29 protein-coding genes and 2 pseudogenes are annotated in these 22,482 nt (G+C 63.8%); 17 read left to right on the top strand and 14 right to left on the bottom strand.

Translation table 11 applies throughout. The annotated features are described in order from the left end of the window. Positions 1–3: 3 nt before the first annotated feature. Positions 4–339: pseudogene (locus tag ABIB56_RS12440) on the bottom strand (GNAT family N-acetyltransferase); the annotation flags it as partial. An 81-nt stretch (positions 340–420) separates the two neighbouring features. On the opposite strand from ABIB56_RS12440, the gene ABIB56_RS12435 reads away from it, so the two are divergent. Further along, on the top strand, positions 421–1,155 hold the full coding sequence (locus ABIB56_RS12435) for a VIT1/CCC1 transporter family protein (protein ID WP_354569532.1): 735 nt from the start codon (positions 421–423) through the stop codon (positions 1,153–1,155). A gap of 145 nt (positions 1,156–1,300) precedes the next feature. Beyond that, positions 1,301–1,465, top strand: coding sequence for a hypothetical protein (locus tag ABIB56_RS12430; protein ID WP_354569531.1), 165 nt, complete (start codon positions 1,301–1,303; stop codon positions 1,463–1,465). 57 nt (positions 1,466–1,522) lie between these two features. On the opposite strand, the gene ABIB56_RS12425 is transcribed toward ABIB56_RS12430, so the two are convergent. Then, positions 1,523–2,299 carry an ABC transporter permease gene (locus tag ABIB56_RS12425; RefSeq protein WP_354569530.1) on the bottom strand — a complete coding sequence of 259 codons (777 nt, stop codon included), beginning with the start codon at positions 2,297–2,299 and terminating at the stop codon, positions 1,523–1,525. 66 nt (positions 2,300–2,365) lie between these two features. Between ABIB56_RS12425 and ABIB56_RS12420 the strand changes: the two genes are divergently transcribed. From ABIB56_RS12420 to ABIB56_RS12405, 4 genes are read left to right on the top strand one after another with little or no spacing between them, the layout of a single operon-like run. Then, positions 2,366–2,644: a hypothetical protein gene (locus ABIB56_RS12420; protein ID WP_354569529.1), complete on the top strand. Its 279-nt coding sequence runs from the start codon at positions 2,366–2,368 to the stop codon at positions 2,642–2,644. Further along, on the top strand, positions 2,644–3,012 hold the full coding sequence (locus ABIB56_RS12415; RefSeq protein WP_354569565.1) for a response regulator transcription factor: 369 nt from the start codon (positions 2,644–2,646) through the stop codon (positions 3,010–3,012). Before ABIB56_RS12420 ends, ABIB56_RS12415 begins: the two co-directional genes overlap by 1 nt. A gap of 51 nt (positions 3,013–3,063) precedes the next feature. Next, positions 3,064–3,156, top strand: a complete 93-nt coding sequence (locus ABIB56_RS12410; RefSeq protein WP_354569528.1) for a helix-turn-helix domain-containing protein — start codon at positions 3,064–3,066, stop codon at positions 3,154–3,156. Continuing rightward, on the top strand, positions 3,153–4,046 hold the full coding sequence (locus ABIB56_RS12405; protein ID WP_354569527.1) for a sensor histidine kinase: 894 nt from the start codon (positions 3,153–3,155) through the stop codon (positions 4,044–4,046). Before ABIB56_RS12410 ends, ABIB56_RS12405 begins: the two co-directional genes overlap by 4 nt. Before the next feature lie 23 nt (positions 4,047–4,069). Here the strand turns inward: ABIB56_RS12405 and ABIB56_RS12400 are convergent, their stop codons facing one another. After that, complete coding sequence (locus ABIB56_RS12400; protein WP_354569526.1) at positions 4,070–4,900, bottom strand: COG4705 family protein; 831 nt, start codon at positions 4,898–4,900, stop codon at positions 4,070–4,072. A 134-nt stretch (positions 4,901–5,034) separates the two neighbouring features. Between ABIB56_RS12400 and ABIB56_RS12395 the strand changes: the two genes are divergently transcribed. Then, entirely contained in the window at positions 5,035–5,349 is a 315-nt protein-coding gene (locus ABIB56_RS12395; protein WP_354569525.1) for a ferritin family protein, read from the top strand. Positions 5,350–5,360: 11 nt separating this feature from the next. Here ABIB56_RS12395 and crcB read toward each other — a convergent pair whose 3' ends face one another. From crcB to ABIB56_RS12380, 3 genes are read right to left on the bottom strand one after another with little or no spacing between them, the layout of a single operon-like run. Further along, on the bottom strand, positions 5,361–5,738 hold the full coding sequence (crcB, locus tag ABIB56_RS12390) for a fluoride efflux transporter CrcB (protein WP_354569524.1): 378 nt from the start codon (positions 5,736–5,738) through the stop codon (positions 5,361–5,363). Continuing rightward, positions 5,735–6,283 (bottom strand): fluoride efflux transporter FluC, encoded by a 549-nt coding sequence (locus ABIB56_RS12385; protein ID WP_354569523.1) that lies wholly within the window; start codon positions 6,281–6,283, stop codon positions 5,735–5,737. The genes crcB and ABIB56_RS12385 overlap by 4 nt, the downstream gene beginning before the upstream one ends. Further along, entirely contained in the window at positions 6,265–6,780 is a 516-nt protein-coding gene (locus ABIB56_RS12380; protein WP_354569522.1) for a universal stress protein, read from the bottom strand. The genes ABIB56_RS12385 and ABIB56_RS12380 overlap by 19 nt, the downstream gene beginning before the upstream one ends. 395 nt (positions 6,781–7,175) lie before the next feature. Here ABIB56_RS12380 and ABIB56_RS12375 point away from each other — a divergent pair, with 395 nt between their 5' ends. Together ABIB56_RS12375 and ABIB56_RS12370 are read left to right on the top strand one after the other, a co-directional pair. Then, on the top strand, positions 7,176–7,388 hold the full coding sequence (locus ABIB56_RS12375; RefSeq protein ID WP_354569521.1) for a hypothetical protein: 213 nt from the start codon (positions 7,176–7,178) through the stop codon (positions 7,386–7,388). A 27-nt stretch (positions 7,389–7,415) separates the two neighbouring features. Continuing rightward, positions 7,416–7,676: a hypothetical protein gene (locus ABIB56_RS12370; protein ID WP_354569520.1), complete on the top strand. Its 261-nt coding sequence runs from the start codon at positions 7,416–7,418 to the stop codon at positions 7,674–7,676. A 79-nt stretch (positions 7,677–7,755) separates the two neighbouring features. On the opposite strand, the gene ABIB56_RS12365 is transcribed toward ABIB56_RS12370, so the two are convergent. Next, positions 7,756–11,043: a TM0106 family RecB-like putative nuclease gene (locus ABIB56_RS12365; RefSeq protein WP_354569519.1), complete on the bottom strand. Its 3,288-nt coding sequence runs from the start codon at positions 11,041–11,043 to the stop codon at positions 7,756–7,758. A gap of 216 nt (positions 11,044–11,259) precedes the next feature. Further along, on the bottom strand, positions 11,260–12,168 hold the full coding sequence (locus ABIB56_RS12360) for a J domain-containing protein (RefSeq protein ID WP_354569518.1): 909 nt from the start codon (positions 12,166–12,168) through the stop codon (positions 11,260–11,262). 212 nt (positions 12,169–12,380) lie between these two features. Between ABIB56_RS12360 and ABIB56_RS12355 the strand changes: the two genes are divergently transcribed. Beyond that, positions 12,381–12,866 carry a glutathione peroxidase gene (locus ABIB56_RS12355; RefSeq protein ID WP_354569517.1) on the top strand — a complete coding sequence of 162 codons (486 nt, stop codon included), beginning with the start codon at positions 12,381–12,383 and terminating at the stop codon, positions 12,864–12,866. Here ABIB56_RS12355 and ABIB56_RS12350 read toward each other — a convergent pair. Continuing rightward, the gene (locus tag ABIB56_RS12350; RefSeq protein ID WP_354569516.1) at positions 12,863–13,297 is read right to left on the bottom strand and encodes a hypothetical protein; all 435 of its coding nucleotides are present in this window, start codon (positions 13,295–13,297) and stop codon (positions 12,863–12,865) included. The genes ABIB56_RS12355 and ABIB56_RS12350 overlap by 4 nt on opposite strands. A 170-nt stretch (positions 13,298–13,467) precedes the next feature. Between ABIB56_RS12350 and ABIB56_RS12345 the strand changes: the two genes are divergently transcribed. Together ABIB56_RS12345 and ABIB56_RS12340 are read left to right on the top strand one after the other, a co-directional pair. Beyond that, positions 13,468–15,549: a RecQ family ATP-dependent DNA helicase gene (locus ABIB56_RS12345; RefSeq protein WP_354569515.1), complete on the top strand. Its 2,082-nt coding sequence runs from the start codon at positions 13,468–13,470 to the stop codon at positions 15,547–15,549. Positions 15,550–15,575: 26 nt separating this feature from the next. Next, complete coding sequence (locus ABIB56_RS12340; RefSeq protein WP_354569514.1) at positions 15,576–15,962, top strand: YbjQ family protein; 387 nt, start codon at positions 15,576–15,578, stop codon at positions 15,960–15,962. A gap of 10 nt (positions 15,963–15,972) precedes the next feature. On the opposite strand, the gene ABIB56_RS12335 is transcribed toward ABIB56_RS12340, so the two are convergent. Further along, positions 15,973–16,095, bottom strand: coding sequence for a hypothetical protein (locus tag ABIB56_RS12335; RefSeq protein ID WP_354569513.1), 123 nt, complete (start codon positions 16,093–16,095; stop codon positions 15,973–15,975). 230 nt (positions 16,096–16,325) lie between these two features. Between ABIB56_RS12335 and ABIB56_RS12330 the strand changes: the two are divergent. From ABIB56_RS12330 to ABIB56_RS12310, 5 genes and pseudogenes are all read left to right on the top strand, one after another. Next, positions 16,326–16,382: pseudogene (locus tag ABIB56_RS12330) on the top strand (DUF2510 domain-containing protein); the annotation flags it as partial. A 341-nt stretch (positions 16,383–16,723) separates the two neighbouring features. Then, complete coding sequence (locus ABIB56_RS12325) at positions 16,724–16,969, top strand: hypothetical protein (RefSeq protein ID WP_354569512.1); 246 nt, start codon at positions 16,724–16,726, stop codon at positions 16,967–16,969. Positions 16,970–16,978: 9 nt separating this feature from the next. Then, positions 16,979–17,263: a GNAT family N-acetyltransferase gene (locus ABIB56_RS12320; protein ID WP_354569511.1), complete on the top strand. Its 285-nt coding sequence runs from the start codon at positions 16,979–16,981 to the stop codon at positions 17,261–17,263. Positions 17,264–17,312: 49 nt separating this feature from the next. Further along, positions 17,313–17,729 carry a nitroreductase/quinone reductase family protein gene (locus ABIB56_RS12315; protein WP_354569510.1) on the top strand — a complete coding sequence of 139 codons (417 nt, stop codon included), beginning with the start codon at positions 17,313–17,315 and terminating at the stop codon, positions 17,727–17,729. Between the two features lie 60 nt (positions 17,730–17,789). After that, positions 17,790–19,223 carry an MFS transporter gene (locus ABIB56_RS12310; protein ID WP_354569509.1) on the top strand — a complete coding sequence of 478 codons (1,434 nt, stop codon included), beginning with the start codon at positions 17,790–17,792 and terminating at the stop codon, positions 19,221–19,223. On the opposite strand, the gene ABIB56_RS12305 is transcribed toward ABIB56_RS12310, so the two are convergent. The 4 genes from ABIB56_RS12305 to ABIB56_RS12290 are packed head-to-tail and all read right to left on the bottom strand — an operon-like array spanning position 19,213 to position 22,481. Further along, a complete protein-coding gene (locus tag ABIB56_RS12305; protein ID WP_354569508.1) occupies positions 19,213–20,154 on the bottom strand; it encodes a carbohydrate ABC transporter permease in 942 nt (313 codons plus the stop codon). The two genes, ABIB56_RS12310 and ABIB56_RS12305, sit on opposite strands and share 11 nt — an antisense overlap. Before the next feature lie 51 nt (positions 20,155–20,205). Further along, positions 20,206–20,523 (bottom strand): carbohydrate ABC transporter permease, encoded by a 318-nt coding sequence (locus tag ABIB56_RS12300; protein ID WP_354569564.1) that lies wholly within the window; start codon positions 20,521–20,523, stop codon positions 20,206–20,208. 15 nt (positions 20,524–20,538) lie between these two features. Further along, entirely contained in the window at positions 20,539–21,153 is a 615-nt protein-coding gene (locus ABIB56_RS12295) for a carbohydrate ABC transporter permease (RefSeq protein WP_354569507.1), read from the bottom strand. 20 nt (positions 21,154–21,173) lie between these two features. After that, positions 21,174–22,481 carry an extracellular solute-binding protein gene (locus ABIB56_RS12290; protein ID WP_354569506.1) on the bottom strand — a complete coding sequence of 436 codons (1,308 nt, stop codon included), beginning with the start codon at positions 22,479–22,481 and terminating at the stop codon, positions 21,174–21,176. Position 22,482: the final 1 nt, after the last annotated feature.

Raw genomic sequence — 22,482 nt, 5'->3', positions numbered from 1 at the left:
AACTCAGCGCAGATCGCGCCGCATCAGTACCCGAGGAAACCCGTTGAGTATCGAATCCGTCACCGCGGCCTGGACGAAGCCGCCCTTCTCGAAGAGATCTCGAGTGCCAACGTATGCCATCGTGAGATCGACCTTTTCGCCATGATTGTCGACGGGATGGCCCTCGATCGCGGGCGCGCCGTGATCGCGAGCGCACTGCACGGCAGCAGCCAGCAGGTGATGTGAGATGCCTGCGCCACGGTGTCCAGGCCGCACGCGAGTACACCATACCGACCACACATCGAGCTCGTCTACCTGCGGGATCTTGCGATTCAGGGCGAAGCTGGTGTCGGCGTGCGGAGCATCTTCCAGCCTCAGGTCTGACAGGCAGGGCAGCCTCACCTTCGTGGTATTCCGAGGGCTGCGGTGGTTTTATGAGCTATGGCATCCGCACAGAACAACCCGCCGTACCAGCAAGCAGACGAGCCTCACCGAGGAGGAACCGCCCAGCGACTGAACTGGCTTCGCGCCGGAGTGCTCGGTGCGAACGACGGCATCGTCTCGGTGGCGGCAATCGTTGTCGGCGTGGCAGGCGCAACCACGGCCAATGCCCCGATTCTCACCGCGGGCGCTGCGGCGCTCATCGGCGGTGCGATTTCGATGGCGCTCGGTGAATACGTGTCGGTCAGCGGTCAGCGGGACAGCGAGCGGTCCCTGATCGCAAAAGAGCGACGCGAGCTGGAGGAGACGCCGGAGGAGGAACTTCTCGAACTCGCGGGGCTCTACGAGGCGAAGGGGCTTTCGGAGTCGACAGCGATGCAGGTGGCGAAGGAACTCACCGAAAAGGATGCCCTTACCGCCCATCTCTCTGCCGAATTGAATATCGACCAGAACGATGTCGTCAGCCCATGGCACGCGGCGTTCGCCTCGGCTGTTGCGTTTCTGGTCGGTGGAATCGTGCCACTGCTGGTGATCCTTCTGACGCCGGAATCCGTTCGCGTGGTGGCGACTTTCATGGTGGTGATGTTCGCCCTGGCAGGTACCGGAGTACTGAGTGCGCACCTGGGCGGAAGCGGGAGGCTCCGTGCCGCAATCAGGGTGGTTATCGGCGGGGCGATCGCCCTGGTGGCGACCTTCACCATCGGAGCGCTGCTCGGAAACTCCGGGATCGCCTGACGGCATCGTCGAGGAAGCAACCTCAGCCGTCGCGATTCTCGCGCAGTACTCCCCCAAGTCCTCGACTGCAAGCCCTATCTATCGCTGTGGTGGCTCAATAGGTTGGGTGTCGCCTTCAGGCTCAACGAATCTCGGGAGGGATTACATGAATATTCTCGTCATCATCATTGCTGTCATCGCCGTCATCCTCTTGCTCACGGGAGGGTTCGTGTCATCGCTCAACTTCCTGCTGTGGGTGGGCGTCGTGCTCCTGGTGATCGCGGCCATCGTGTTCCTGCTGCGTTTCCTCACCGGCAACAAGCGCGTCTGACCTCGACACGACGGCGGGTTTCATGGTCGACATGATCATGGGACCCGCCGTTGTCGGTCAGCGCGCAGCGTGAACGGTTGCCCGACTCCCACCAAGCGGCTGCTCGTCCAGCGGCAGCAGGGCTGGTGCGCCGAAGATCCAGGTGAAGCTCGCGACGGTCAGTGAGCCGGCGGCGAGGATCGCGGCGAGCACGATAACTTGGAATTGGGCGGCCTCGAGTGGTGAGGCGCCGGCAAAGACCGCACCAACAAACGCGCCGGGCAACGTCACGATGCCGGTGGTACGGGTCTGGTCGGTGGACGGGATGAGGGCAGTCGAAGCGGCGAACCTCACCGCTCGCAGGGCCGAACGCCGCGGCGTGGCGCCCAACGACAGCCAAGCCTCCATCTCATCCCGCTGAGCGAGGTAAGTCGATCCGAGGGTCCGACCCATCAGGGTGGAGACGGTCATCGCATTGCCGATGATGATTCCTCCCACCGCGAGGAGGTAGCGAGGGCTGAAATCGATCGCCCCGACGACGAAAACCACGGTGAGCGGCACCACAGAGCTGACTGCTACCGTGCCCACGATGAACGGAAGATACCGGGATTTGAGCTGTAGCCGCCGGAAGATCACCCAGGTCGCTGCGATCACCATGACGGCGAGGAAGACAGCGACCCACCGGCCGTCGCTGATCACCCCGTTCAGGATGACACTGAGAATCCCGAGTTGCACAACAGCGCGCGCGATCGCCCACGGCTGCAGCCACGGATGCTCGAGCTTCAGCGCAAGGACGATCCCGAGAGTTATCGCGGCGAGAACGAGAACCGCGACGAGCGTGATAATTGGATTCATGCCACTCCCTCGGTTGCCATCGAAATCGGTTGCCGCGTCACGCCATATCGATGACTCCATCAGAGCATGAATACGGCCAGTCGGATGTGCGCCGGACTCCGTGTCGCTGAGGTCCGTTCCGAGTCACGAGTCTGCCTGCTCCGACTCCACAGCGTCGGCCTCGGGCGTCGATGGCTGATCCCGATGGCCGCCATCCCACTGGAATTGCCCCGATTGCTGCTGATTGAAGACGACCCGCAGCTCGGTCCCCTGATGGCTCAGGTTCTCGCCGAAACCTATGAGGTCACTCTCGTGGCGGATGGGGCGAGGGCGCCGCTGTCGCACTCGAATCGGAGTTCGAGGTGATGGTGATCGACCGACGACTTCCGACACTGGACGGCCTCGGGGTGGTCGATACTTTGCGTCGCAAGCTGATCACCACGCCGATCCTGTTGTTAACGGCACTCGGAACTATTCGTGACAAAGTCGACGGGCTCGACGCTGGCGCCAACGACTATCTCGTCAAACCTTTCGAGTTCGATGAGCTGCTTGCTCGTCTTCGCGCCCTACGTCGCGTGTTCACCGGCGAAGGCCGGTCGTTAAGCGTCGGCGACTGGGAGTTCTATCCCGACAGCCGGACTGTCTACTCCCCCTATGACGGTCGCATTCTGCTTACAGAGCGGGAAAACGACCTTCTCACGCTGCTCGCCGAGAATCCCCAGCGGACCTTCTAGCGCAACCAGATCCTCACGGCTGTATTCAGCGCAGAGGACCGTCCTGGCACCGTGGACACCTACATCCACTATCTCCGTCGCAAGACAGATATCGCTATCGTGCTGACTGTTCGCGGTCGGGGCTATCGACTGGGGCAGCCATGAGTCGCAACATATCCACTCGCCGAATCGTCGATAGCGACGTCCTGGCGGTGCGTAGAGCCTCACGGATGGTCGGCGTGCGCATCACGGTGATGTCGACCGCCGTTGTGCTCGTCGTCATCCTCGCGGTGTTCGTGTTCATACTCTCGGAGATCACGCCGTCGGAGCTCTTCGAGCCGGTGCCGGATCCTGACAATCTCGACATCAACGCGATCACGCTCCTCAAAGCGGCGGTGGTTCTCGGCGTCGTTCTCATCGCGCTTGCCGGATTGCTGAGCTGGTTGGTCACTCGCCGAGCAGTCCGGCCCCTCGGCGAGGCCCTGCGGATCCAGCGTTCTTTCGTCGCGGATGCGAGCCATGAACTGCGGACGCCCTTGACGGTGTTGGATGCGCGACTTCAGATCCTGCAGCGAAAACTGCCTGCCGATGACCCTTCAGCGGACCTCGTCATCGAACTTCGGCGGGACACCCATTCCCTGATCCAGATCGTGAACGACTTGCTCGAATCGGCCGAGGCCGTTGGATCGAGCGGTGTCGACGCGCGGGTGCCGACGGGATTGACTCCCGCCGTCGAACTGGCTGTCGAGTCAATGAAACTGATCGGTGCTGAGCGATCGATCGCCATCGAACTCATCGCGCCGGTCGATGCCAGTATGTACCTGTCGGCCACCAGCGCACATCGCTGTGACGTAGCGCTGCTCGACAACGCACTTCGCTTCTCGCCGGAGGACTCGATCGTCCAGGTGATCGTGGATGTGGGGAAGTCGACAGCGACAGTCACCGTCAGGGACCATGGCCCAGGCATTCGTGGAATCGACCCGGCACGTATTTTCGACCGGTTCGCGCATTCGGGCGCGGCGATCAACTTCACCATCTCCCGGGCCACCGCTTAGCTGACGGCGACCTCTGGTGCCGTTCAGTATCCCTCGGACGCCAGTGGTGGTCTCTGCAACGTAACGGGACGACGTCGGTCCCGGAAGGCCAGAACGCCCACCAACACCGCGATAAGCGCCCCCAGGGCGAGGCTCACCGGCCCGGTTCCCCAACCCAACCCACCTCGGGCGTGTGAAACGCCCATCCAATCGGCAAAGGATGCTCCGAGAGGTCGCGTGACCACGTAGGCGAACCAGAAGATCAGCACAGGATTGAGCTTGCGCGCGCCGAAGGCGATCGCTGGTATCGCAATGATGACGGTGAACAGCGCGCCGGAGGCGAAATAGCCGAGGTGAAGGGTGTGGGCGGTCAGATCACCGGCGGCAGTTCCGAGAGCGAAGGTCGTCAGCACGGTCGCCCAATAGAAGAGTTCACGTCGCCGCGATGTGATGCTGTGGATGGACAGTGTCTTTTCGACGCGGAACCAGAGCACGAATACGACGGTCAGCGCGAGGGCGAAGAAAGCGGTGGAAACGGCGTAAGGAATGCCGACCACGATATGTAGGACGTCCGCAGCCATGGTGCCGAAAACGCTCACCATCACAACCGTGAGCCAATAGACCCATGGCAGGTAGCGATCTCGCGACAGCTGCCAGCAGAGTGCCGCGACCAGCCCGATGAAACCGAGTCCGACGGCAATCACCGGGTCGATCAGTCGCACCAGGAAGTCGGAGGTCGTCTCCCCCATGCCCGTACTCAGGACCTTCACCGCCCAGAACAGAACAGTAATCTGTGGCACCTTGCTCTGCACAAGCGGATGGTTGCGGGGTCGGGTGGCGGGACTCGACGGAGTCTCCCTCGGTGTAGGCGTCATCGTCGGATCAGGATGCCGACAGCAGTCTAAGAATCCGCACAGGACCCAGTCAACCCGTTGCTCTGTCGGAGCGTCGAACGTACGCTCGGTGGAGAACGCAGCATGCATGCACAAAGCCAGCGAAAGGACGCACCGTGGGAGTCGACCAGTATCACGAGCCACCGGAGGAACTCTCTGCCGAGACTCGTACCTTCGCGCGGATGTGCGCCAGTCTCAGCGAGGAAGCGGAAGCTATCGGCTGGTATGTGCAACGCATCTCCGTCGAAGCGGACGAGGACGCCCGCGCCATCATGGAGGACTCCATGGGCGAAGAATTCAAGCACTTCAGCATGGAGCTCGAGTTCCTGCTGCGCAAAACTCCGAAATGGCGCGAGATCGCGAAGGGCATCCTGTTCAAGGACGGCGACATCGTCGAGCACGGTGAAGCCGCGGAGGAAACGGTCGGCTAAGGCGAACTCATTCACTGCAGTGACCCGATCCAGAGTCCGAGAGCCGCGGCGGCGACAGCCACCACCAGCATCCCGGGACCATTCACCACCGCTACGGCATAACGGCGCGACTGGATGAGCCGCACCGTTTCGAAACTCGCGGTGCTGAAGGTGGTGTATCCGCCCATGAGTCCGACCCCGAAGACAAGACGCAGTTCTTCAGGCACCAGGTGGCCTGCCGCGAGTCCGGTGATCACCCCGAGCAACAGCGATCCGCTGATGTTGATGATGGTGGTGCCGAACGGATAGGCCGTCGTCACGCGGTTTCTCACCAGTCCGTCGACGAGAAGGCGGAGTGCGGCTCCCACGCCTCCCGCCACCGAAAGCAGGAGGAAAGTCACGACCGTCACTCGACTACCTCGTCTGCTGCCTGCCGAGACCGATGCGCGCTCGCCGCGATGGCAATGCCCGCGAAGGTGGCGAGTGCACCGAGCACCAGGGTGCCAAGCGCGTAGAGAGCGCCTCTCCAGCCATGGCCATCGGTCAGCAGGATGCTGTCCGTTGCGAGCGAGCTATACGTGGTGAAGCCGCCGAGAACGCCCGTGCCGACCAGCAGGCGGATCTTTCGACGTCGACCCTCATCCGGTCCTCGTCTCGCGAGGGTCTCCAGCAGGGCACCGAGAGCGAAGGCACCGACGATGTTGATGGCGAAGGTGGCGACCGGGATGCCGGCGATCGATGGAATGACCAGGCTCAGCGCTTCCCTGACTGCTGTGCCGATCATCCCTCCCACTGCCACGAGACCGAGGTAGCGCCAGCGGAGGTGGATGGGCCGTGGTCGTCCGGTATAGGTGGAATCGACGTCGAGGTCACTGTCGATAGGCAGCTCGGCATCCGTCGGCGTCGATTTGACCGTGTTCTCCTCAGCCGGGCCGGTCACGAGGCTGGTTCCCATGGAAGAGAATCGTCTGAGCCGACCGGGGCGAGCGGGATGACGACGACGGGACGACGTTGACGGTGAGCCAGATGCACGGCGACCGAGCCGTTGAAGAACTCCTGCATGGTTCCTCGCACGGTGGCGCGCCGGGTTCCCACGACGATCATGGTGGCGTCGAGCAGGTCCGCCAGGTGGCCGAGGGCCTGTGCCGGGTCACCCGCGAGAGCTCGGGTGCTCCACTTTGCGCCCTGAGCGCCCAACAACCGTTTGAGGCGCACGGCCAGTTCGTCGGGAAACTGCTCATCGACCGGGTAGGCGAGGTCCGGATCGAAGGGCAGCGCCCTCACCGTTCCGTCGGGAAACTCCTCAACTGGGTATCTGCCTCCGTCGACCCAGGCGCACACCAGCTGGGCATCGAAATGTGCAGCGAAACTGGTTGCCTGTAATACGACGGATTCCGGCTGGGTCGGCGTGACTCCGACGACAACGGAACGTGTGGGCGAATCAATGCTCACGATCTGCTCCCTGCTGTGATGACATGGCGAGTGGATAAGACAGCACCGTCCGGCGGGTCGGCGGAAAAGTCAGTCGAGGGGCGGCTGGCGACCGTCGTGGCGATAGCCGACGAGCAGGTGATGAACATGCGGGGCTCCTATCTCTGGGCGCACACAAGTGCCGAGATAGGGACTGTTGTCGACCGATGTCGAGGTTGGTTACGGCGAGCCCCACCGCCGCGGCGCCGAAGCGCTGACACCAGCATGCCAGATTCGGTCGCGCAGGCATAGGCCATCGGACCGGCGGTTCTATTTCGCCTCAGGGGGTGGGCAGAACGCCGCGGCGCGCCTACCGTGGGTCTCACGACGTCGTGCCCCTCGGTCGCGACGCGTATTCGCAGCGAGGAGGACAGTTGATGAGTACCGACGACAACACGCGAGAGGGCGACGGCGCCAGCTACACAGGCGAGTCAGCCGAGACGGCGCAGGGGACTTTCACCCCAGAGGAGCCGGATGACGTCAAGGGGAGTTACACCGACGAGCACACGGAAGAGCGAGACGGCGAGTACACCGATAAGGACGAAGACGCCGACGCGCTGCCAGACGGTGGCCCCGCCCCCCTCTCCTAGCTCGACCACACAGGAAGGATGTCGACGATGAGCGACTCACAGGACTACGCAGATCTCAACAAGCCGCTTCCGGATCCCGGACCGCGCGATGGAAAGCACGGGGAGGGTGACAACTGGGAGTACGGCGAACACGGCCAGTCCGAGACGAGTTCGGATGACGAACCACGCCCGGCCGTGACCGAGGATGGCTCCCTCTCCCCGGGGAGTACGGCAACCGGATCCCCGACCGCCCTCGACGAAGACGCAGTGGAGGAAACGGATAAGGATCGCGCGGACCGACACGACTGATCCGCGAAATTGCAGGAGGCCTCGAGCGATCGGGGCCTTCTGTGTACCGTCAGGAAGTTACTGCTTGTCTGTCGCGAAGTCATTCTCCTTCAACGAGACGCACGAAAGCGCTGAGCTGAGCCAGGCCGTCGATATTCGTCGGCAGAAACTCGGTGAGAGCCGGCGAGTAGAGCAGGTACGCGGCCCATTGGGCACGCGAGATCGCCACATTCAGCCGGTTCGCCATGAGGAGGAATTCGATGCCGCGTGGCACATCGGCCGCGCTCGAGGCGGTGAGCGAGACGATGGCGACGGCCGCTTCGCGACCCTGGAACCGGTCGACGGTACCCACCGACACGCCGTCCAAGTCGGCTTCGGCCAGACGTTCGCGCAACAGCTCGACCTGCGCGTTGTAGGGCGCGACCACGATCACGTCGCGCTGTTCCAGCGGTCTGGTCGAGCCGCCGGATGTCCACGCACGGTCGAGCAGGTCTCTCACCAGCGCGACCACGGCGTCCGCTTCCTCCGGTGAGGATGTCGCGTTGTCCCGGTGTTCCACCGGCACCGCATGCAGCCCGGGCGCGACCCCCGCGAGACTGCGATCGGAGGGGTACGAGTGCAGCCTGCCCTCGTAGGACAGTGCGGAGACCGGCGCGCAGAGATCCGGATGCATCCGCCAACTGGTCTCGAGAAAGTAGCCGAACTGCGGCGGGAGCACGTCGTGCCCGGCCGAGAGCCAACCGAGGGCAGAGACATCCACCGGCTCCGGATGGGTGCCCTGGCTCACCTGCGGAAGTTGCTGCGGGTCGCCGAGCAACAGCAGCCGCTGTGCCGAGACGGATGCCGCGATGGTGTTCGCGAGCGAGTACTGCCCAGCCTCGTCGATTACCAGGAGGTCGAGCGAGTCGCGCGGGATGTGGTTCGCGTTGGCGAAAGTCCAGGCGGTGCCGCCCACCACAAATCCGGGCTGCGCGGTGAAGGCACCGAGCGTCGCCGTGCTGAGCGTTGTCCACGGAACGGTGGCGCTGTCACCCGCTCTCGGCACCTTACCGACCAGCGCCGGGTCGAGCCCTGCCTTCACCACTCCCCCGAGCATGTTCTCAACCGCGGCATGCGATTGTGCGACGACTCCGACCTTCCATCCGTGGTCCCGCACCAGGTCGGCAATCACATGGGAGCCGACGTAGGTCTTTCCTGTGCCGGGAGGCCCCTGCACTGCCAGGTAGGACCGGTCGAGGGTGAGGAGCGATTCGCGAATCGCCGACTGTGTGTCGGCATCGGCGCTCAGGGTTCCTCTCGGTGCTGCCCGGCGGAGGATGTCGAAGGCGGCGTCAGGAATCGGCGCGGGCCACGACCGCAACACCTCGTCACCCCAGTAGTGAATCGCGTCGGCCAGCACCTTCGCGCGGGGCGGCGAACTCGGCGTCAGCGCCATCGGGAAATCATCGTAGGGATCACCCGCCTTCGGTAGCTTCTCCTCGATGACGAGGCCATCGGGGACCACCTCGATGATCTTCGCGCGACTATGGGCGTAGCGCGCGCCGGGTTCGATGTTTTCTCCGGCCGGTTGATATATCTCATAGGCGAGATACGGTGCGCGGCCGATCGAGAAGGAGCTGCCGAGCGCAGGCGTGCCGGTGACGAGCAGTTCGCGCGACAACGAACGATCGCGGCCCTCGATGGACCAACCTCTCATCACCGTCACGGCCTCGATACGGAAGACGTCGCGGGTGTCCTGCCAGTCGTCGATCGGCTGGCGCAGCCGGTCGTAGTGATCCCACCAGAAACTGTTGTTCTCTCGGCGGTGATAGTCGATCGCTGCCGCCGCGAGGGAAATCGCGGTCTCATCTGGCGTGCGATCGGTCGGCGGAACGGCATCGATGAGAGCGGACAGGTCGAGGTAGACCTGGTCGGGTTCGCGCTCGACCGTGACAATCTCGAGATCGGCGGGGCTGGCGAGAGCCACGTGACTATCGGCGGCGCGATCGAGCAGCCAGTCGCGCAGGCGGAGGGTGGAGACGCAGTCGTAGGCGTTGTAGTCGGCGATGTCGGCGAGAACCGCGGTAGCGGCATCCGCCTCCCCCGCTTCGAGCAGCTCGCGTGACCGAACGTATTCCGTGATGGAGTCGGCAGCATTGGCGACTCCCTCGCGGAGCCTGTCGCCCATGTAGAGCGGCTCCAGCTTCTTGAGCGAATAGCTGCGGCTGCCGATCACCAGTGCGCGTCGCACGATCGGGTAGAGATCGACGAGCACGTGTTCACGTAGCAGGTCGGCGACCCGTTCCTCACCGACACCGTGCCGGGCGGCGAGGGTCAAGAGGTGGGTGCGTTCGTAGGCTGCGTAGTGGTAGACGTGCATGCCGGGATGCCGCGCACGCCTGTCGTCGATGTAGTCGAGGAAGTCGACGAGTGCCTGGCGTTCGTCGACGAGATCGTGGGCCCAGAACGCTCGGAACGTCTCATCCGGTTCCACCAGCCCGAAGAGGTAGTCGAGGCCCCAGACCGCGCCCTCCTGGTAGAGCGGATCCCCCTCGAAATCGAAGAACACGTCACCGGCATTCGGCTCGGGAAGTGCCGCAAGTGCAGCCGGTGTCGTGACCCGCCAGGCGAGAGCGCCAGGCTCGAGCTGCAGTCTGGCCTGGCGACGCAGGGTGGCGAGGGTGGCATCCGAGATGCCGTCAACCGAATCTGCCTCAGCCAGTTGCTCGATCGTATCGATACCGGCGGCCCGCAGTTTCATTCGTTGGGAGGTGTGCAGGCCCGCGACGAGCAGAACGTCGCGGTGCAGCTGCACCTGTTCTTCGCAGGCGTCGCAGCGACCGCACGGCGCGTAACGTGGGTCGCCCCACTCGGTGGGCAGACGGTCGGCGACGCGTTCGTCGACCATCTGCTCGAGGCGAGCGCGACGCTTGCGATACACCGGAAGGATGTCACGCAGCCGATGTGAACTGGTGCTCTGGTCGCCCAGCAGGAGGTGCACGAACTCCCCCGTCGGAATGCCGAGACGCTGCAGTTGCTCGCTGTAGGCGGCGAGTTGCAGCAGGGCGATGATCTTGGCATGCCGGGCCAGCTTGGTGTCGTAGACCTCGTAGCTGCCGGCGTCATCACGGATGATGAAGTCCGCATAGCCGAGGAAGCGTCCGTCGAAGAATGCAGCCTGGTACACGACCTCCGCGCCCCCGGCGAAGGCGGCTTCACTCTGTGCAGCCGCTTCGGCGATTCTCTCGATGCCTGGGCGTTCGATCTCCACGACCTGCCTGGTCAGACGCAGTTCTTCGAGATAGCGCAGCTCATGGGCATCGCCCAATCGTGCTGTTCGCTCCAGCATGTCGTCGTCGACTGTTGTCGGCATCGGAATGCGACCGAGCTTCGCGTCGAGTTTTCGCATGAGGGCCCACTCGCATGAGGAGGCAGCACTCAGGTCGCTCGCCGAGTAAACGACGGGTGACGGGCCGAGCAGGAACAACCGATCACCTCCGCTCGACTGCAGCCAGGGTATCGGCTGCCGGCGACAGTCGTACGCGGTCGATGCGGTAGGCGGCTCACTGCTCACGGCCCGACCGGAGAGTCAGTCGGCCGGGAAACGGTTTCCTGACGCGTCGATTCAGACGAACCGCACTGCGGACTGGAGCCGAGTGCGTACGTCGAACAGCTCGTTGCCGCCCACCACGCGAGCCCCGGGAACGCCGTTTCTCAGCAGGGCGGGTAGCTGCGACTGTCGCACCACGATGGTCGCGGCCCCACGGATGCTTCCGAGGACCGTCAGTGGATCGCCGAGAGCGTCGTCGGGCAGCACGATCACGAGCGCGGTGAACTTCACCCTGGTTGCCTTGGCGATGACCTTGGCGCTTAGGCCCAGTTCGTGGAGTGGATGCCGGTCACTGACGATCTCACCGCGTTTGAGCGTGACCGGCTGGCCGTAGTCCTCCGAGAGGACGGCGAACAGTCCCGTGGGGCCGAGCACGATGTGATCGATCTTCTCGTCGGGCGTTCCGGTCGCCACGTCGTGCCAGACCGTATAGCCAATGCCCAGCGCAGAGAGCGTGCGAGCTGTCGCTTCCTCCGCCAGCGCATCGGCCAGAATATGACGGATCTCCCGGGGAGCCGAGCGCACCAGCGTCGGGTCGTAGGGGTCGTCCAGTGGTTCGCCGCGGCCTACCCATTCGCGCATCAGCGACAGGTAGCGTTCGCGCCGCCAGCCACCCGGATGTCCGTAGGCGCGGGCCCTGGGGCGAGTGTCCTGCTGTTGGGTTCGTGCGCGCGGTGCCCAGGTGAACCCGGCTTCGGTGCCGCTGATCGTTGGTCGCGCGCGATCGTAGGCTGCGCGGTCATCCGGGTTTCCGATGCGTTCCCATGCCGCCTGCACCGCGACGAATCTCGCCGTGTTGCCGCCAGTGTCGGGATGCGTCTCGCGCAGCAGGCGTCGATAGGCCTTACGCAGCTCGTCATCGTTGACGGTCGCATTCACGCCGAGCACCTCGTAGGGCGTCGCCGAGATGGGACTGTCGGGCATCGCGCTCTTCCTGTCATGCGGGTGTCAACTCATGACGATAGCGAACGGATGCTGGGACCGCGCGGAACGTTCGCTGTCGGCATGGAATGGGAGACCATCTCGAGGCGAACGAAGCGGCCGACCGAAACGTTCATACGAGAATGGGGTCGCGGCGAACCTTCAGGTTTCTCTACGATGGGAATAGCCGCACTTACTTGACGATTTGCAACCACATGACTCTCAACGACATTCCCATCACCACCATTGACGGTGCCGACACCTCGCTCGCCGAGTTCGACGGCAAGGTGAAGCTCATCGTCAACGTCGCTTCGCGCTGTGGCCTCGCGCCGCAGTACGAGAAGCTCGAGCAGCTGCAGAAGACCTACGGCGATCGCGGCTTCACTGTGCTCGGTTTTCCGAGCAACCAGTTTCTGCAGGAGCTCAGCACCGAAGACGCCATCAAGGAATACTGCTCGACGACCTGGGGTGTCACCTTCCCGATGTTCGAGAAGATCAAGGTGAACGGCAAGTCCCAGCACCCGCTCTACGCGGAGTTGACGAAGACGCCGGATGCCGCAGGCAAGGCCGGCAAGGTCAAGTGGAACTTCGAGAAGTTCGTCATCACCCCCGACGGCGAGGTGCACCGCTTCCGCCCGACGACGGAACCGGATGCCCCGGAGATCGTCGAGCTGATCGAATCCTCACTTCCCACGGCCTAGACACTGGTTTCGGCAAGGCCGTAGTCGTCCTGCGCGAACCATCGCACGCCGCGGCGGTGGCTCAGCAGTACTGCACGCACGGCGACCTCGCGCTCGCCGAGGGCTGTGACGATGCCGCGCGCCCATAGCTTGTCTGCCGTCGTGAAGGTCGCATCCGCATAGCGCTCGACCACGACGATGACCGCGCTGGCGTTCTCGGCCTCGACGGCGAGCTCGACGATGCTGGCGAGGGTCAAGAGCGAGGCGTCTGGTTGGGCTGGCGGATCGCTGAAGGGAAGTACGAGCGGCAGCTGCACCTCATGCTGGTCGAGAAAGAGGAACCAGAGTTGGTGCCGCGCGGCTCGGCCCACGAGGGCGGTCACGCGCTGTTCGATCAACGCATCGGTGACGAGCGGCTCGGTTAGCGTCTGTTCGTAATCAGGTACGGTCATGGGTCTATGGTTCTGCTGCCCGGTCGCCCGGGGTGCGCGGCGATGGAATCCGGGGATACTACGGGTGGCCAGCCAGCTGTGAGGGAGAAGCAGTTATCCACAACCGCCGATTCGTCCACAGAACGAGGGTTTCGGTCTGCCGCGTCGTCCGCTCCTGCGAAGCTTGAAGGATGACCGACACCCGCGCTTCTGCCCTCACGATCCTGCGCACTCTGGTCGGCAACGACGAGGCCGATTTTCACGAGGGACAGTACGAGGCGATCGAGACTCTCGTCGATCAACGTCGCCGCGCCCTCGTCGTGCAGCGCACCGGCTGGGGCAAATCCGCGGTGTATTTCGTCGCGACGCTGCTGCTTCGACAGCGTGGGGCGGGTCCGACCATCCTCGTCTCTCCGCTCCTCGCACTGATGCGTGACCAGATCGCTGCCGCATCCCGAGCAGGCGTACGAGCCGTGGCCATCAACTCCTCCAATGCGCATGAGTGGGAAGACGTGCTTCGCCAGCTGCGCGATGACGAGGTCGATGTGTTGCTTGTCTCACCGGAGCGACTCAACAACCCGAGCTTTCGCGACGAGCAGTTGCCCGCCCTCGTCGCCAGAGCCGGACTGCTCGTGGTGGACGAAGCACACTGTATCTCCGACTGGGGACACGACTTTCGGCCCGATTACCGACGACTGCGCGATTTAATCGCCGAGCTGCCCGACGGCATTCCCGTGCTCGCCACCACCGCAACCGCCAACAGCCGGGTGGTGGCGGATGTCGCAGAGCAGCTGGGCCAGGCAGGCAGCGTGGTGACTATTCGCGGTGCGCTGGCTCGTGCATCACTGCGACTCGGCGTGCTGAGGCTCCCGGACTCGAAGTCACGACTGGGCTGGCTGCTCAGTCATCTCGAGGAACTGCCGGGAAGCGGCATCATTTACGCCCTGACGGTTTCGGCGGCCGAGGATACGGCACGGCTGCTGCGCGACGCCGGGCAGGAGGTCCACGCCTATACCGGGCGCACGGATACCGCCGAACGTGAGCAGTTCGAACAACGGCTGAAGGCGAACGACCTGAAGGCGTTGGTCGCGACAAGTGCGCTCGGCATGGGCTTCGACAAGCCGGATCTCGGATTCGTACTTCACCTCGGGGCGCCCTCCTCCCCCGTCGCCTACTACCAGCAGGTGGGCCGTGCGGGGCGAGCCGTCGAGAACGCCGACGTATTGCTCTTGCCCGGCGCCGAGGACGAAGCAATCTGGCAGTATTTCGCGACAGCATCCATGCCGGTGGAAGACAAGGCACTGGCCGTGATCGCCGAGCTCGGCTCCTCTCCCCTGTCCACCCAAGCGCTCGAAGCCCGCGTCGACCTTCGCCGCACACCGCTCGAACTGCTGCTCAAAGTGCTCGACGTCGACGGTGCAGTGCGGCGGGTCTCCGGCGGTTGGGTGTCCACCGGCGAACCGTGGGCTTATGACGCCGAACGCTACGGGCGCATTTCGGCCGCTCGCGAATCCGAACAGCAGTCGATGCTCGACTACGAGACGACCAGCGGATGCCGCATGGAGTTTCTCCAGCGGGCTCTCGACGACGACTCGGCCGTTCCCTGCGGTCGCTGCGACCGTTGCGTCGGCGTTTGGTACCCGACTTCCGTCGGAACCGAGGCTGCGGCGGTGGCATCCGACTCCCTGGACCGGGTGGGTGTCGTCGTCGAGCCACGTGCCCAGTGGCCTGGCGGTATGGATCGCCTCGGCGTGCCGGTACGCGGCAACATCGCCGTCGGCGAGCGGATCGCATCCGGTCGCGCGCTGGCTCGGCTCACCGACCTCGGCTGGGGCAACTCGCTGCGCGAACTGTTCGCTGCGAACGCACCGGATGCGCCAGCGAGCCACGCGATGGTGGCGGCCTGCGTGCGAGTCCTCGCGGACTGGGGCTGGGATGAGCGGCCTGGCTCGGTCGTGAGCGTGCCGTCCCGGCGACATCCACTGCTCGTCGAGTCGATCGCGCGAGGGCTCGCCGAAGCGGGGCGACTCCCCTGGCTCGGCTCGCTGAGATGGCAGAACGGCGGGCCCGCTGGGGAAGCCGGCGGCAATAGCGCCTATCGGCTTGCGGGGGTCTGGGAGCGATTTGCGGCTATCGACATTCCGAAGGGCCAGCCGGTGCTGCTCGTCGACGACCTTGTCGACAGTCGCTGGACGGTCACGGTGGCCGGACGCCTTCTGCGACGGGCCGGCGCGTCGGCTGTACTCCCCTTCGCACTCGGGCTGCGGGGTTGACAACCCTTTCGTGGAAGGATCGCTGCATGATCATCGTGACGACGAACGACATCCCCGGTTATCGCATCGACGCCGTCTATGGCGAAGTGATGGGACTCACTGTGCGGTCGCGTGACTTCGCGGCATCGTTCACGGCGAGCTTCCGCGCGATCGGCGGCGGCGAGTTGCCCGAAATGACCAGGGCGCTCTATGAAAGTCGGCAGCAGGTGATGGAACGGATGACCGCGGAGGCTGTTGGTAAGGGTGCGAACGCGATCGTCGCCATGCGCTTCGACACCTCGGACATCGGCACCAACTGGACCGAAGTCTGTGCCTACGGAAGCGCGGTCATCGTGTCACCTCTCGGCGAGGGTGAGACCGGCGCCACCGCGCAGTCCATCCCGCTGGCGAAGGATCCGAACTACAGGGTCTGACCAGCCGGGCTCAGTCCGTCGAGTACCAGGACGGATCTTCTTCAGCGGTGCTGAAACCATCGGGCGTGTACATGCTCCGCATGATCTCGTCGAAAGTCTCGGTTGTTGCTGATGGCGGGGCGTTGTCGTTCATGACGGTCTTCTTTCTGCTCGGCCGCGGCATCCGTTTCGATGTCGTTCTCCGACTCTGCAGTGCGCGGCTGTGCCTGGTCGGTGATGCCGCCATGAGTTGGCTGAACGTGCCCCGAAGGTGGCGCTGTGCTCGTGGCTCTTTTTGCCTAGCCTCGTGAGGGGCGATGATGCCCGCTACCCGAAGGACACGAAATGGCCCTGCCGCCGGCCGGTTGGTAGGCCGTACCCGATGAACCAGGTCAACTCCGCTACTGGGATGGCGCAGGATGGACGGAACTTCGCCACTCGTCACCGACACTCCCGACATCGGAGACGAAGTCTTTTCGCTCCTGGTACGCCAGCCGTAAACCGAGAACCCGACTGTTCTTGGTCGGCGGCGCAGCAGCGGCCCTCACTCTCATCGTGGTCACCTCCGCCGTCGGCCAAGCCAGCCATCCGACTCTGGCGTCCCATGAGGAACAGTCGCCCGCACTCATGTCCAGCCCGAGTCCCACTCCGGTCGTGATCGAAAAAGACGAGGTTACGACGGCAGCGATGCCTTTTGGCCAGGTTTCAGCCAACGACGCAAACCTTGCGGTCGGCATGAACTCGGTGACGAGCCGATCGACGCCATCTTCGCGTCAACGCTGGTGCGTAGTGATCGGGCATCCATTCACACCTACCTGGAGACGGCTTTCGCCGGGGGTCTTGGCAAACTCGACGTCACGATGCCTGGTGCTTCGGACGGCCACGCATTCTTCACGCGATTCGATGCCGATGTCGAGATCATCGCCGCCAGGGCTGGACGCTCGTCTCCTGGGCTGGTCTTCCCGTGGGCGGAGCTCAACTGGCCGACGATTCCGCCGAGGACCCCACCGGAGAATCGCTCGACGTAGGCTGAACCGGTGGCCAGAGAATTCGCGCACGAACCGGATGCCAAGCGATATGCCTTCCGTATCGACGGCGATCTCGTCGCCGTTGTCGATTATGCGGTCCTCGGCACGTCGGTCTCCTTCACCCACACCTATACGGCTCCGCACCTCCGCGGGCACGGGTATGCCGCAGAGGTCGTCGAGTTCGCGGTCAATGACGTCGAGGCATCCGGTGACCTGCGGATCGTGCCGATGTGCTGGTACGTCGGCGAATGGTTCGAAAAGCATCCCGATCGCGCAGGGCTGCTGAGTCGCTGAGCACGAATCGGCCCTTTCGCTCTGGCGAATCACGGACTACAACGGGGTCATGGATATTCTCGCTGTTAACCCACAAGTCATCGAGCAGTTTCGCGCGGGCCAGGAGATCGAGGGGATGCACCGTGACCGGCTGCTCCTGCTGACCACGACCGGAGAAAAATCCGGCGAGCTACGCACCTCGCCGATGATGTTCCACCCGGAGGACGGACGGATGCTCGTGGTCGCAGCCAACATGGGCTCAGATGACCATCCGCACTGGTATCGCAATCTCGTGGCCTCCCCCAGCGTCACTGTCGAAGTCGCTGACGAAAGGTTCGATGCGACGGCGGTTGCACTCGAGGGCGATGATCGCGAACGGGAGTGGGCGATGCTCAAGGAGACCTATCCCTTTTTCGCCGACTACGAGACGAAAACCGAACGGCAGATTCCCGTGGTGAGCCTGGTGCGAGTGCCGACCGCAGCTTAAGGTCACCCGTCTCTCCTCTGGTGAAAATTCCAGCGTCGCGCATCCGATAGCGTCGTCTGTATGGGTGATAGCGGGACAGGGCGGCGACAGAAAGCCCTCACCCTCCTGGTTGCCGGTACCTTCTTCATGGAGAACCTTGACGGCACCATCCTGGCCACAGCGGCGCCTCGGATGGCGGACAGCTTCGGAGTGAACTCCGCGGCGATCAGCGTCACCATCACCGCCTACCTACTCACCCTGGCCGTGCTGATACCGCTGAGTGGATGGCTCACCGAGAAGTTCGGCGCACGGCTGGTCTTTCCCGCTGCCATCGTCATCTTCACGCTGGCATCCGTTCTCTGTGCTCTCAGCACAAGCCTGCCGGAGCTGGTGGCTATGAGAGTACTCCAGGGGATCGGCGGAGCCATGATGGTTCCGGTCGGTCGACTTGTCGTGTTGCGCGTGACAGAGAAGCGCGACCTCATCAGGGCGATCGCCTGGCTTACCTGGCCGGCTCTGGTTGCCCCGGTGATCGCTCCCCTCGCCGGTGGCCTCATCACCACCTATGCCTCCTGGCAGTGGATCTTTCTGATCAACGTCCCACTCGGCGTGATCGCCTTCATCGCCGCCCTCCGTCTCGTGCCGCGAGAGCAGCGTGACCAGCCGCCGTCGCTCGATTGGCTCGGACTGGCGCTCACCTGCGGCGGACTCGGCGCCCTCACCTGGCTCGGAGCCGAGCTTGCCGGTGCTGACCCGGCAGTGGATGTGGTGGTGATCTCCGCCGTGGCTGGGGTTGTGCTGAGCGCACTCGCCATCGCGCATCTGTTGAGGGCTAAACATCCATTGCTCGATCTGAGGGCGTTGAAGGTGCAGACCTTCCGGGTGACCCACGCCGGCGGTTCGCTGTTTCGGCTGACCATCGTCGCGGTGCCGTTTCTGCTCCCGCTGCTGTTCCAGGACGCACTCGGCTGGTCGCCGGTAACCTCTGGCGCGCTGGTGCTCTTCGTCTTTATCGGCAACCTGGCCATCAAGCCTCTCACCACTCCCCTGCTGGTGCGATTCGGTTTTCGCACGGTGCTGCTCGCGTCGAGTTTTGCGGCCGCCGTGAGCATCGGACTGATGGCACTGCTCGGTGGCGCCACCGCATACGCGCTGATCGCGGCATTGCTGCTCTTCAGCGGGGTGGCCAGGTCTGTGGGGTTCACTGCCTACAACACGATCGCCTTCGCCGATATCAAACCGCGGGACATGACCTCGGCGAACACCCTCGCATCGACGATCCAGCAGGTCGCGGCGGGGTTCGGCGTAGCCGTCGGTGCGGTGGCCCTGCGCGCCGGGCAGGTCGTCTACGGCGTGGATTCAGGGCTGGATGCCTATCGGTTCGCGTTCGTAGTGTTGGCGATCATCACCCTCGGTGCGACCCTCGAGGCCCTGTTCATCGACAGGAACGCTGCAGACGATCTGCGCGTGGCCCGCGCCAGGCGAGGACGCGTCGCCACCCGACCTAACCCTTGAGCGCACCCGATGAGAGTCCGGCCACATAGAACTTCTGCAGGCCGATGTAGAGGGCGATGCAGGGAATCATCGCGATGACCGCTCCCGCCACGAGGGTGCCGAAGTTGACCTGGCCGTAGGCACCGGTCTGCAGGTTCAGCAGCGCGATCGGCAGGGTGTACAGGCTGTCTTTGGTGAGGAAGGTGAGGGCGCCGAGGAACTCGGTCCACGAGGCGAGGAACGCGTAGAGCGCTGCGGTAGCGGCCCCCGGCAGCAGCATCGGCCTGAGTACCGAGACGAGCATCCTTGTGCGACTTGCTCCGTCGACGTGGGCCGAGTCTTCGAGTTCCGAGGGGATCGATTCGAAGGCGTTGCGCATCACGAAGACCCCGAAAGGCAGGTTGACAGTGACGTAGAAGAGGATGAGACCGAGCAGCGAGTTGGTGAGCTTCATCGCGTTGAGTTCGAGGTACAGCGGCGTGAGGATCGCCTGGAACGGAACCATCATGGTGACGAGGATCAGGCCGAAGACCACCTTCGAGCCACGGAAGCGGAACTTGGCGAAGCCGTAGCCGGCCAGCGTGGCGACCACCGCGGTGATGATCGCCGTCGAGATTGACACGATCAGGCTGTTCAGCAGTCCGGTCAGAAGATGCGAGGACGGGCTGAAGATCGCGGCGAAGTTCTGAAAGCCGAAATGCCAGAAACTCGACCAGGTGGGCGCGGCGATAATTACCTCGTTGGGCTGAAACGCGCGCAGGATTGCCCAGAGCAGTGGCAGACCGAAGATGAGGGCCGATCCGACTCCCGCGATCACGAAGAGGGTGCGCTTGACCCGCGTGTCGCGTGGATGTCCGACGCTCCCCTGACTTCGTTTGCCACGACTCGCGCGGGGTGCGTCGCCCGCGCGATCGGAAACCAGAACCGCGGTGCGGGTGGTTGCTGTCGTCATGATGTCATCCTCGTCATCGTCGGTGTCTGCAGGCCAGCGGTTTGTTCGTTGTCACTCATCGCGGTTGCGGAGTGCCCAGAACTGGAAAGCGGTGACGAGGCCGACCACGATGATCAGTGCGAAAGCCTCAGCGGTCGCGGCACCTAGCTGCAGCTGAACGAAACCACGGTTGTAGATGTAGTTGACGATGGTCTGCGTCTCGGTGCCCGGCCCGCCCTTGGTCAGGATGTAGAACTGGGTGAATGCGAGTAGCGAGCCGATCACCGAGAGGATGACGCTGAGCGCCACGGTGTTCCTGATCATCGGCAGCGTGATCAAGCGCTCCTGCTGCCACCAGGTCGCTCCTTCGAGGGCGGCTGCCTCGTAGATCTCGTCGGGAATTCCCTACATGCTCGACATGAGGAGCACCATGGTGAGGCCGGAGACCGCCCAGACCACGAGAACGCAGATGAGCAGCGTCGCCAGAGGGCCATTCACCAGCCAGGCCGTCGTGCCGTCGGTGATGCCGAGCAGCTTGAGGATCACATTGAGCAGTCCGGAGTTCGGTTGAGCCTCGAGTACCAGCATGAAACTCAGGGTCGTGAGACCGACGACGTAGGGCAGAAAGAAGATCGTGCGCAGCACCGTGGATCCGCGCCGCTTCGACCGCACCAGCACGGCCAGGAAATACCCGAGTACCAGAATCGGAACGGTGACGATCGTCGTATACAGCAGCGTGTACAGGATCGACTGCACGAGGGCTGGATCCTGGAACAGCGTCAGATAGTTCTGGATGCCGATGAATCGGTAGTCACCGATCAGCGGCCAGTTAGTCAGCGAGATGTAGACCGCCACCGCCAGCGGTGCGAGTGCGAACACCAGCACGAACAGCACGGCGGGCGTGACCAGTGCAAACCCGGTTCTCGGCGGATGGGTGAGCGATGACCGTGGAGCGTCGCGTTTCGGACCGGTTCTCGGCGTTGTCGCGAGCGTGCGTCGCGCTGCTGTCGTCGATGACATGGCGAGCCTTCCTGTGGGTTTCAGGCCTGGGCCTGGTCGAGGATTCTGTCGTAGGCCATTTGGGCCTGTTTCATAGCCGAGGCGACGCTGGAGCCGAAGACCGCGGCGCGGAACATCGCCAGCCACGGTCCGGCGGCCTGGTTGTAGAGCAGGTTGTAGGCGAGTGTCTGCGGTGCGTAACCCTTGTCGAGGTTGTCGAGGGGAAGCGCGGCGAGGGGGTACTTCTTGCGGTAGGCATCGGTGGCGGCATCCGCTCGGATCGGGAAATAGCCGCCGTCAGGCAGCGCACTCTGCTGCTCGAGGTCGGTGGCGTACGTCATGAACTCCCAACCACCGGGCGCATTCGCGGCACCGTTCGGGATGCACATGTTGTCGCCGCCATCGAAGAACGCGGTGCCACCCGTCGGTCCCGGCAGCAGCACGGCGTCCATCTTGGCGCGCATGCTCTTCGAGGCTGCGGGCACGACCGCTCCGTAGGAGGTGGGCATCATGCCGACGGTGCCTGCCCGAAAATCTCCGCCCCAGCGGGAGGCGTCGTCGGTGAAGGATGCCCGTGACACCAGGTCGTCTTTCCAGAGCTGGCGATAGAACTCCAGCGTCTGTTGAACGGAGTCGTTGCCGACGATGTCGCCGCTCTGCGAGCCGATATCTCCCTTGATCAGATCGCTCTTGGTGGCCCAGATGTGCGGCTGCACAACGAAGCCGAGGGCACCGGGAGAATTTCCGGGGAAGGTCCAGGCGTAGGTGTCGTCGCCGAGCTTCCTGATTTTGCCTGCCGCCTCGAGCAGACCGGCGAAGTCCTTCGTGCTGCTCTTCAGGTCGACATCCGCTCGATCGAAGAGTTCGGTGTTCACGAACAGCATCGAGTTGTCGGCGAGGTACGGAAGTCCGAAGTATTTGTCGCCTCGCGCCAGGAGGTGGAGGTGCCCGTTCGACAGGTTGTCGACGTAGGACAGCTGGTTGATCACGTGCGTGAGATCGGCGAAGGAGTCGCGGAAGATGAACAACTGGGAGTTGATGTCGTCGATGTCTACGACATCCGGCGGCTCTCCCCCTCTGATCGCCGTGGCCAGCTTGGTCACGTACTGCCCGTCGGGAACCGGCGTGAGGTTCACCTTCAGGTCACTGTGTGCTTTGTTGAAGCCAGCGACGGCGGCAGTCAGGCCGGTCTGGGTGGCCGATCGGCACCAGACCTCGACGGTGCCGGTCGCCTTTCGAGAGAAACTGCTGCTGCTCGAATTGATCGGCGGAAGTGTGCCGGCGCATCCGGCCAGCGTGAGTGAAGCCGCGCCGAGGATCGTCCCGGCGAGAAACTGTCTCCTGTCCATC

Source organism: Glaciihabitans sp. UYNi722, assembly GCF_040549465.1.
In the GTDB taxonomy this organism is placed as follows: Bacteria; Actinomycetota; Actinomycetes; order Actinomycetales; family Microbacteriaceae; genus Lacisediminihabitans.
Note: the sequence above shows the minus strand (reverse complement) of the source record. Positions and strands in the feature narration are given on the sequence as shown.

What these genes read in the sequence shown, in the direction of transcription:
- ABIB56_RS12435 (WP_354569532.1), top strand. Translation starts at nt 421, where the DNA reads ATGGCATCCGCACAGAACAACCCGCCGTACCAGCAAGCAGACGAGCCT.
- ABIB56_RS12430 (WP_354569531.1), top strand. Translation starts at nt 1,301, where the DNA reads ATGAATATTCTCGTCATCATCATTGCTGTCATCGCCGTCATCCTCTTG.
- ABIB56_RS12425 (WP_354569530.1), bottom strand. Translation starts at nt 2,299, where the DNA reads ATGAATCCAATTATCACGCTCGTCGCGGTTCTCGTTCTCGCCGCGATA.
- ABIB56_RS12420 (WP_354569529.1), top strand. Translation starts at nt 2,366, where the DNA reads ATGAATACGGCCAGTCGGATGTGCGCCGGACTCCGTGTCGCTGAGGTC.
- ABIB56_RS12415 (WP_354569565.1), top strand. Translation starts at nt 2,644, where the DNA reads ATGGTGATCGACCGACGACTTCCGACACTGGACGGCCTCGGGGTGGTC.
- ABIB56_RS12405 (WP_354569527.1), top strand. Translation starts at nt 3,153, where the DNA reads ATGAGTCGCAACATATCCACTCGCCGAATCGTCGATAGCGACGTCCTG.
- ABIB56_RS12400 (WP_354569526.1), bottom strand. Translation starts at nt 4,900, where the DNA reads ATGACGCCTACACCGAGGGAGACTCCGTCGAGTCCCGCCACCCGACCC.
- ABIB56_RS12385 (WP_354569523.1), bottom strand. Translation starts at nt 6,283, where the DNA reads ATGGGAACCAGCCTCGTGACCGGCCCGGCTGAGGAGAACACGGTCAAA.
- ABIB56_RS12375 (WP_354569521.1), top strand. Translation starts at nt 7,176, where the DNA reads ATGAGTACCGACGACAACACGCGAGAGGGCGACGGCGCCAGCTACACA.
- ABIB56_RS12370 (WP_354569520.1), top strand. Translation starts at nt 7,416, where the DNA reads ATGAGCGACTCACAGGACTACGCAGATCTCAACAAGCCGCTTCCGGAT.
- ABIB56_RS12365 (WP_354569519.1), bottom strand. Translation starts at nt 11,043, where the DNA reads ATGCGAAAACTCGACGCGAAGCTCGGTCGCATTCCGATGCCGACAACA.
- ABIB56_RS12360 (WP_354569518.1), bottom strand. Translation starts at nt 12,168, where the DNA reads ATGCCCGACAGTCCCATCTCGGCGACGCCCTACGAGGTGCTCGGCGTG.
- ABIB56_RS12355 (WP_354569517.1), top strand. Translation starts at nt 12,381, where the DNA reads ATGACTCTCAACGACATTCCCATCACCACCATTGACGGTGCCGACACC.
- ABIB56_RS12350 (WP_354569516.1), bottom strand. Translation starts at nt 13,297, where the DNA reads ATGACCGTACCTGATTACGAACAGACGCTAACCGAGCCGCTCGTCACC.
- ABIB56_RS12345 (WP_354569515.1), top strand. Translation starts at nt 13,468, where the DNA reads ATGACCGACACCCGCGCTTCTGCCCTCACGATCCTGCGCACTCTGGTC.
- ABIB56_RS12340 (WP_354569514.1), top strand. Translation starts at nt 15,576, where the DNA reads ATGATCATCGTGACGACGAACGACATCCCCGGTTATCGCATCGACGCC.
- ABIB56_RS12335 (WP_354569513.1), bottom strand. Translation starts at nt 16,095, where the DNA reads ATGAACGACAACGCCCCGCCATCAGCAACAACCGAGACTTTCGACGAG.
- ABIB56_RS12315 (WP_354569510.1), top strand. Translation starts at nt 17,313, where the DNA reads ATGGATATTCTCGCTGTTAACCCACAAGTCATCGAGCAGTTTCGCGCG.
- ABIB56_RS12310 (WP_354569509.1), top strand. Translation starts at nt 17,790, where the DNA reads ATGGGTGATAGCGGGACAGGGCGGCGACAGAAAGCCCTCACCCTCCTG.
- ABIB56_RS12305 (WP_354569508.1), bottom strand. Translation starts at nt 20,154, where the DNA reads ATGACGACAGCAACCACCCGCACCGCGGTTCTGGTTTCCGATCGCGCG.
- ABIB56_RS12295 (WP_354569507.1), bottom strand. Translation starts at nt 21,153, where the DNA reads ATGTCATCGACGACAGCAGCGCGACGCACGCTCGCGACAACGCCGAGA.
- ABIB56_RS12290 (WP_354569506.1), bottom strand. Translation starts at nt 22,481, where the DNA reads ATGGACAGGAGACAGTTTCTCGCCGGGACGATCCTCGGCGCGGCTTCA.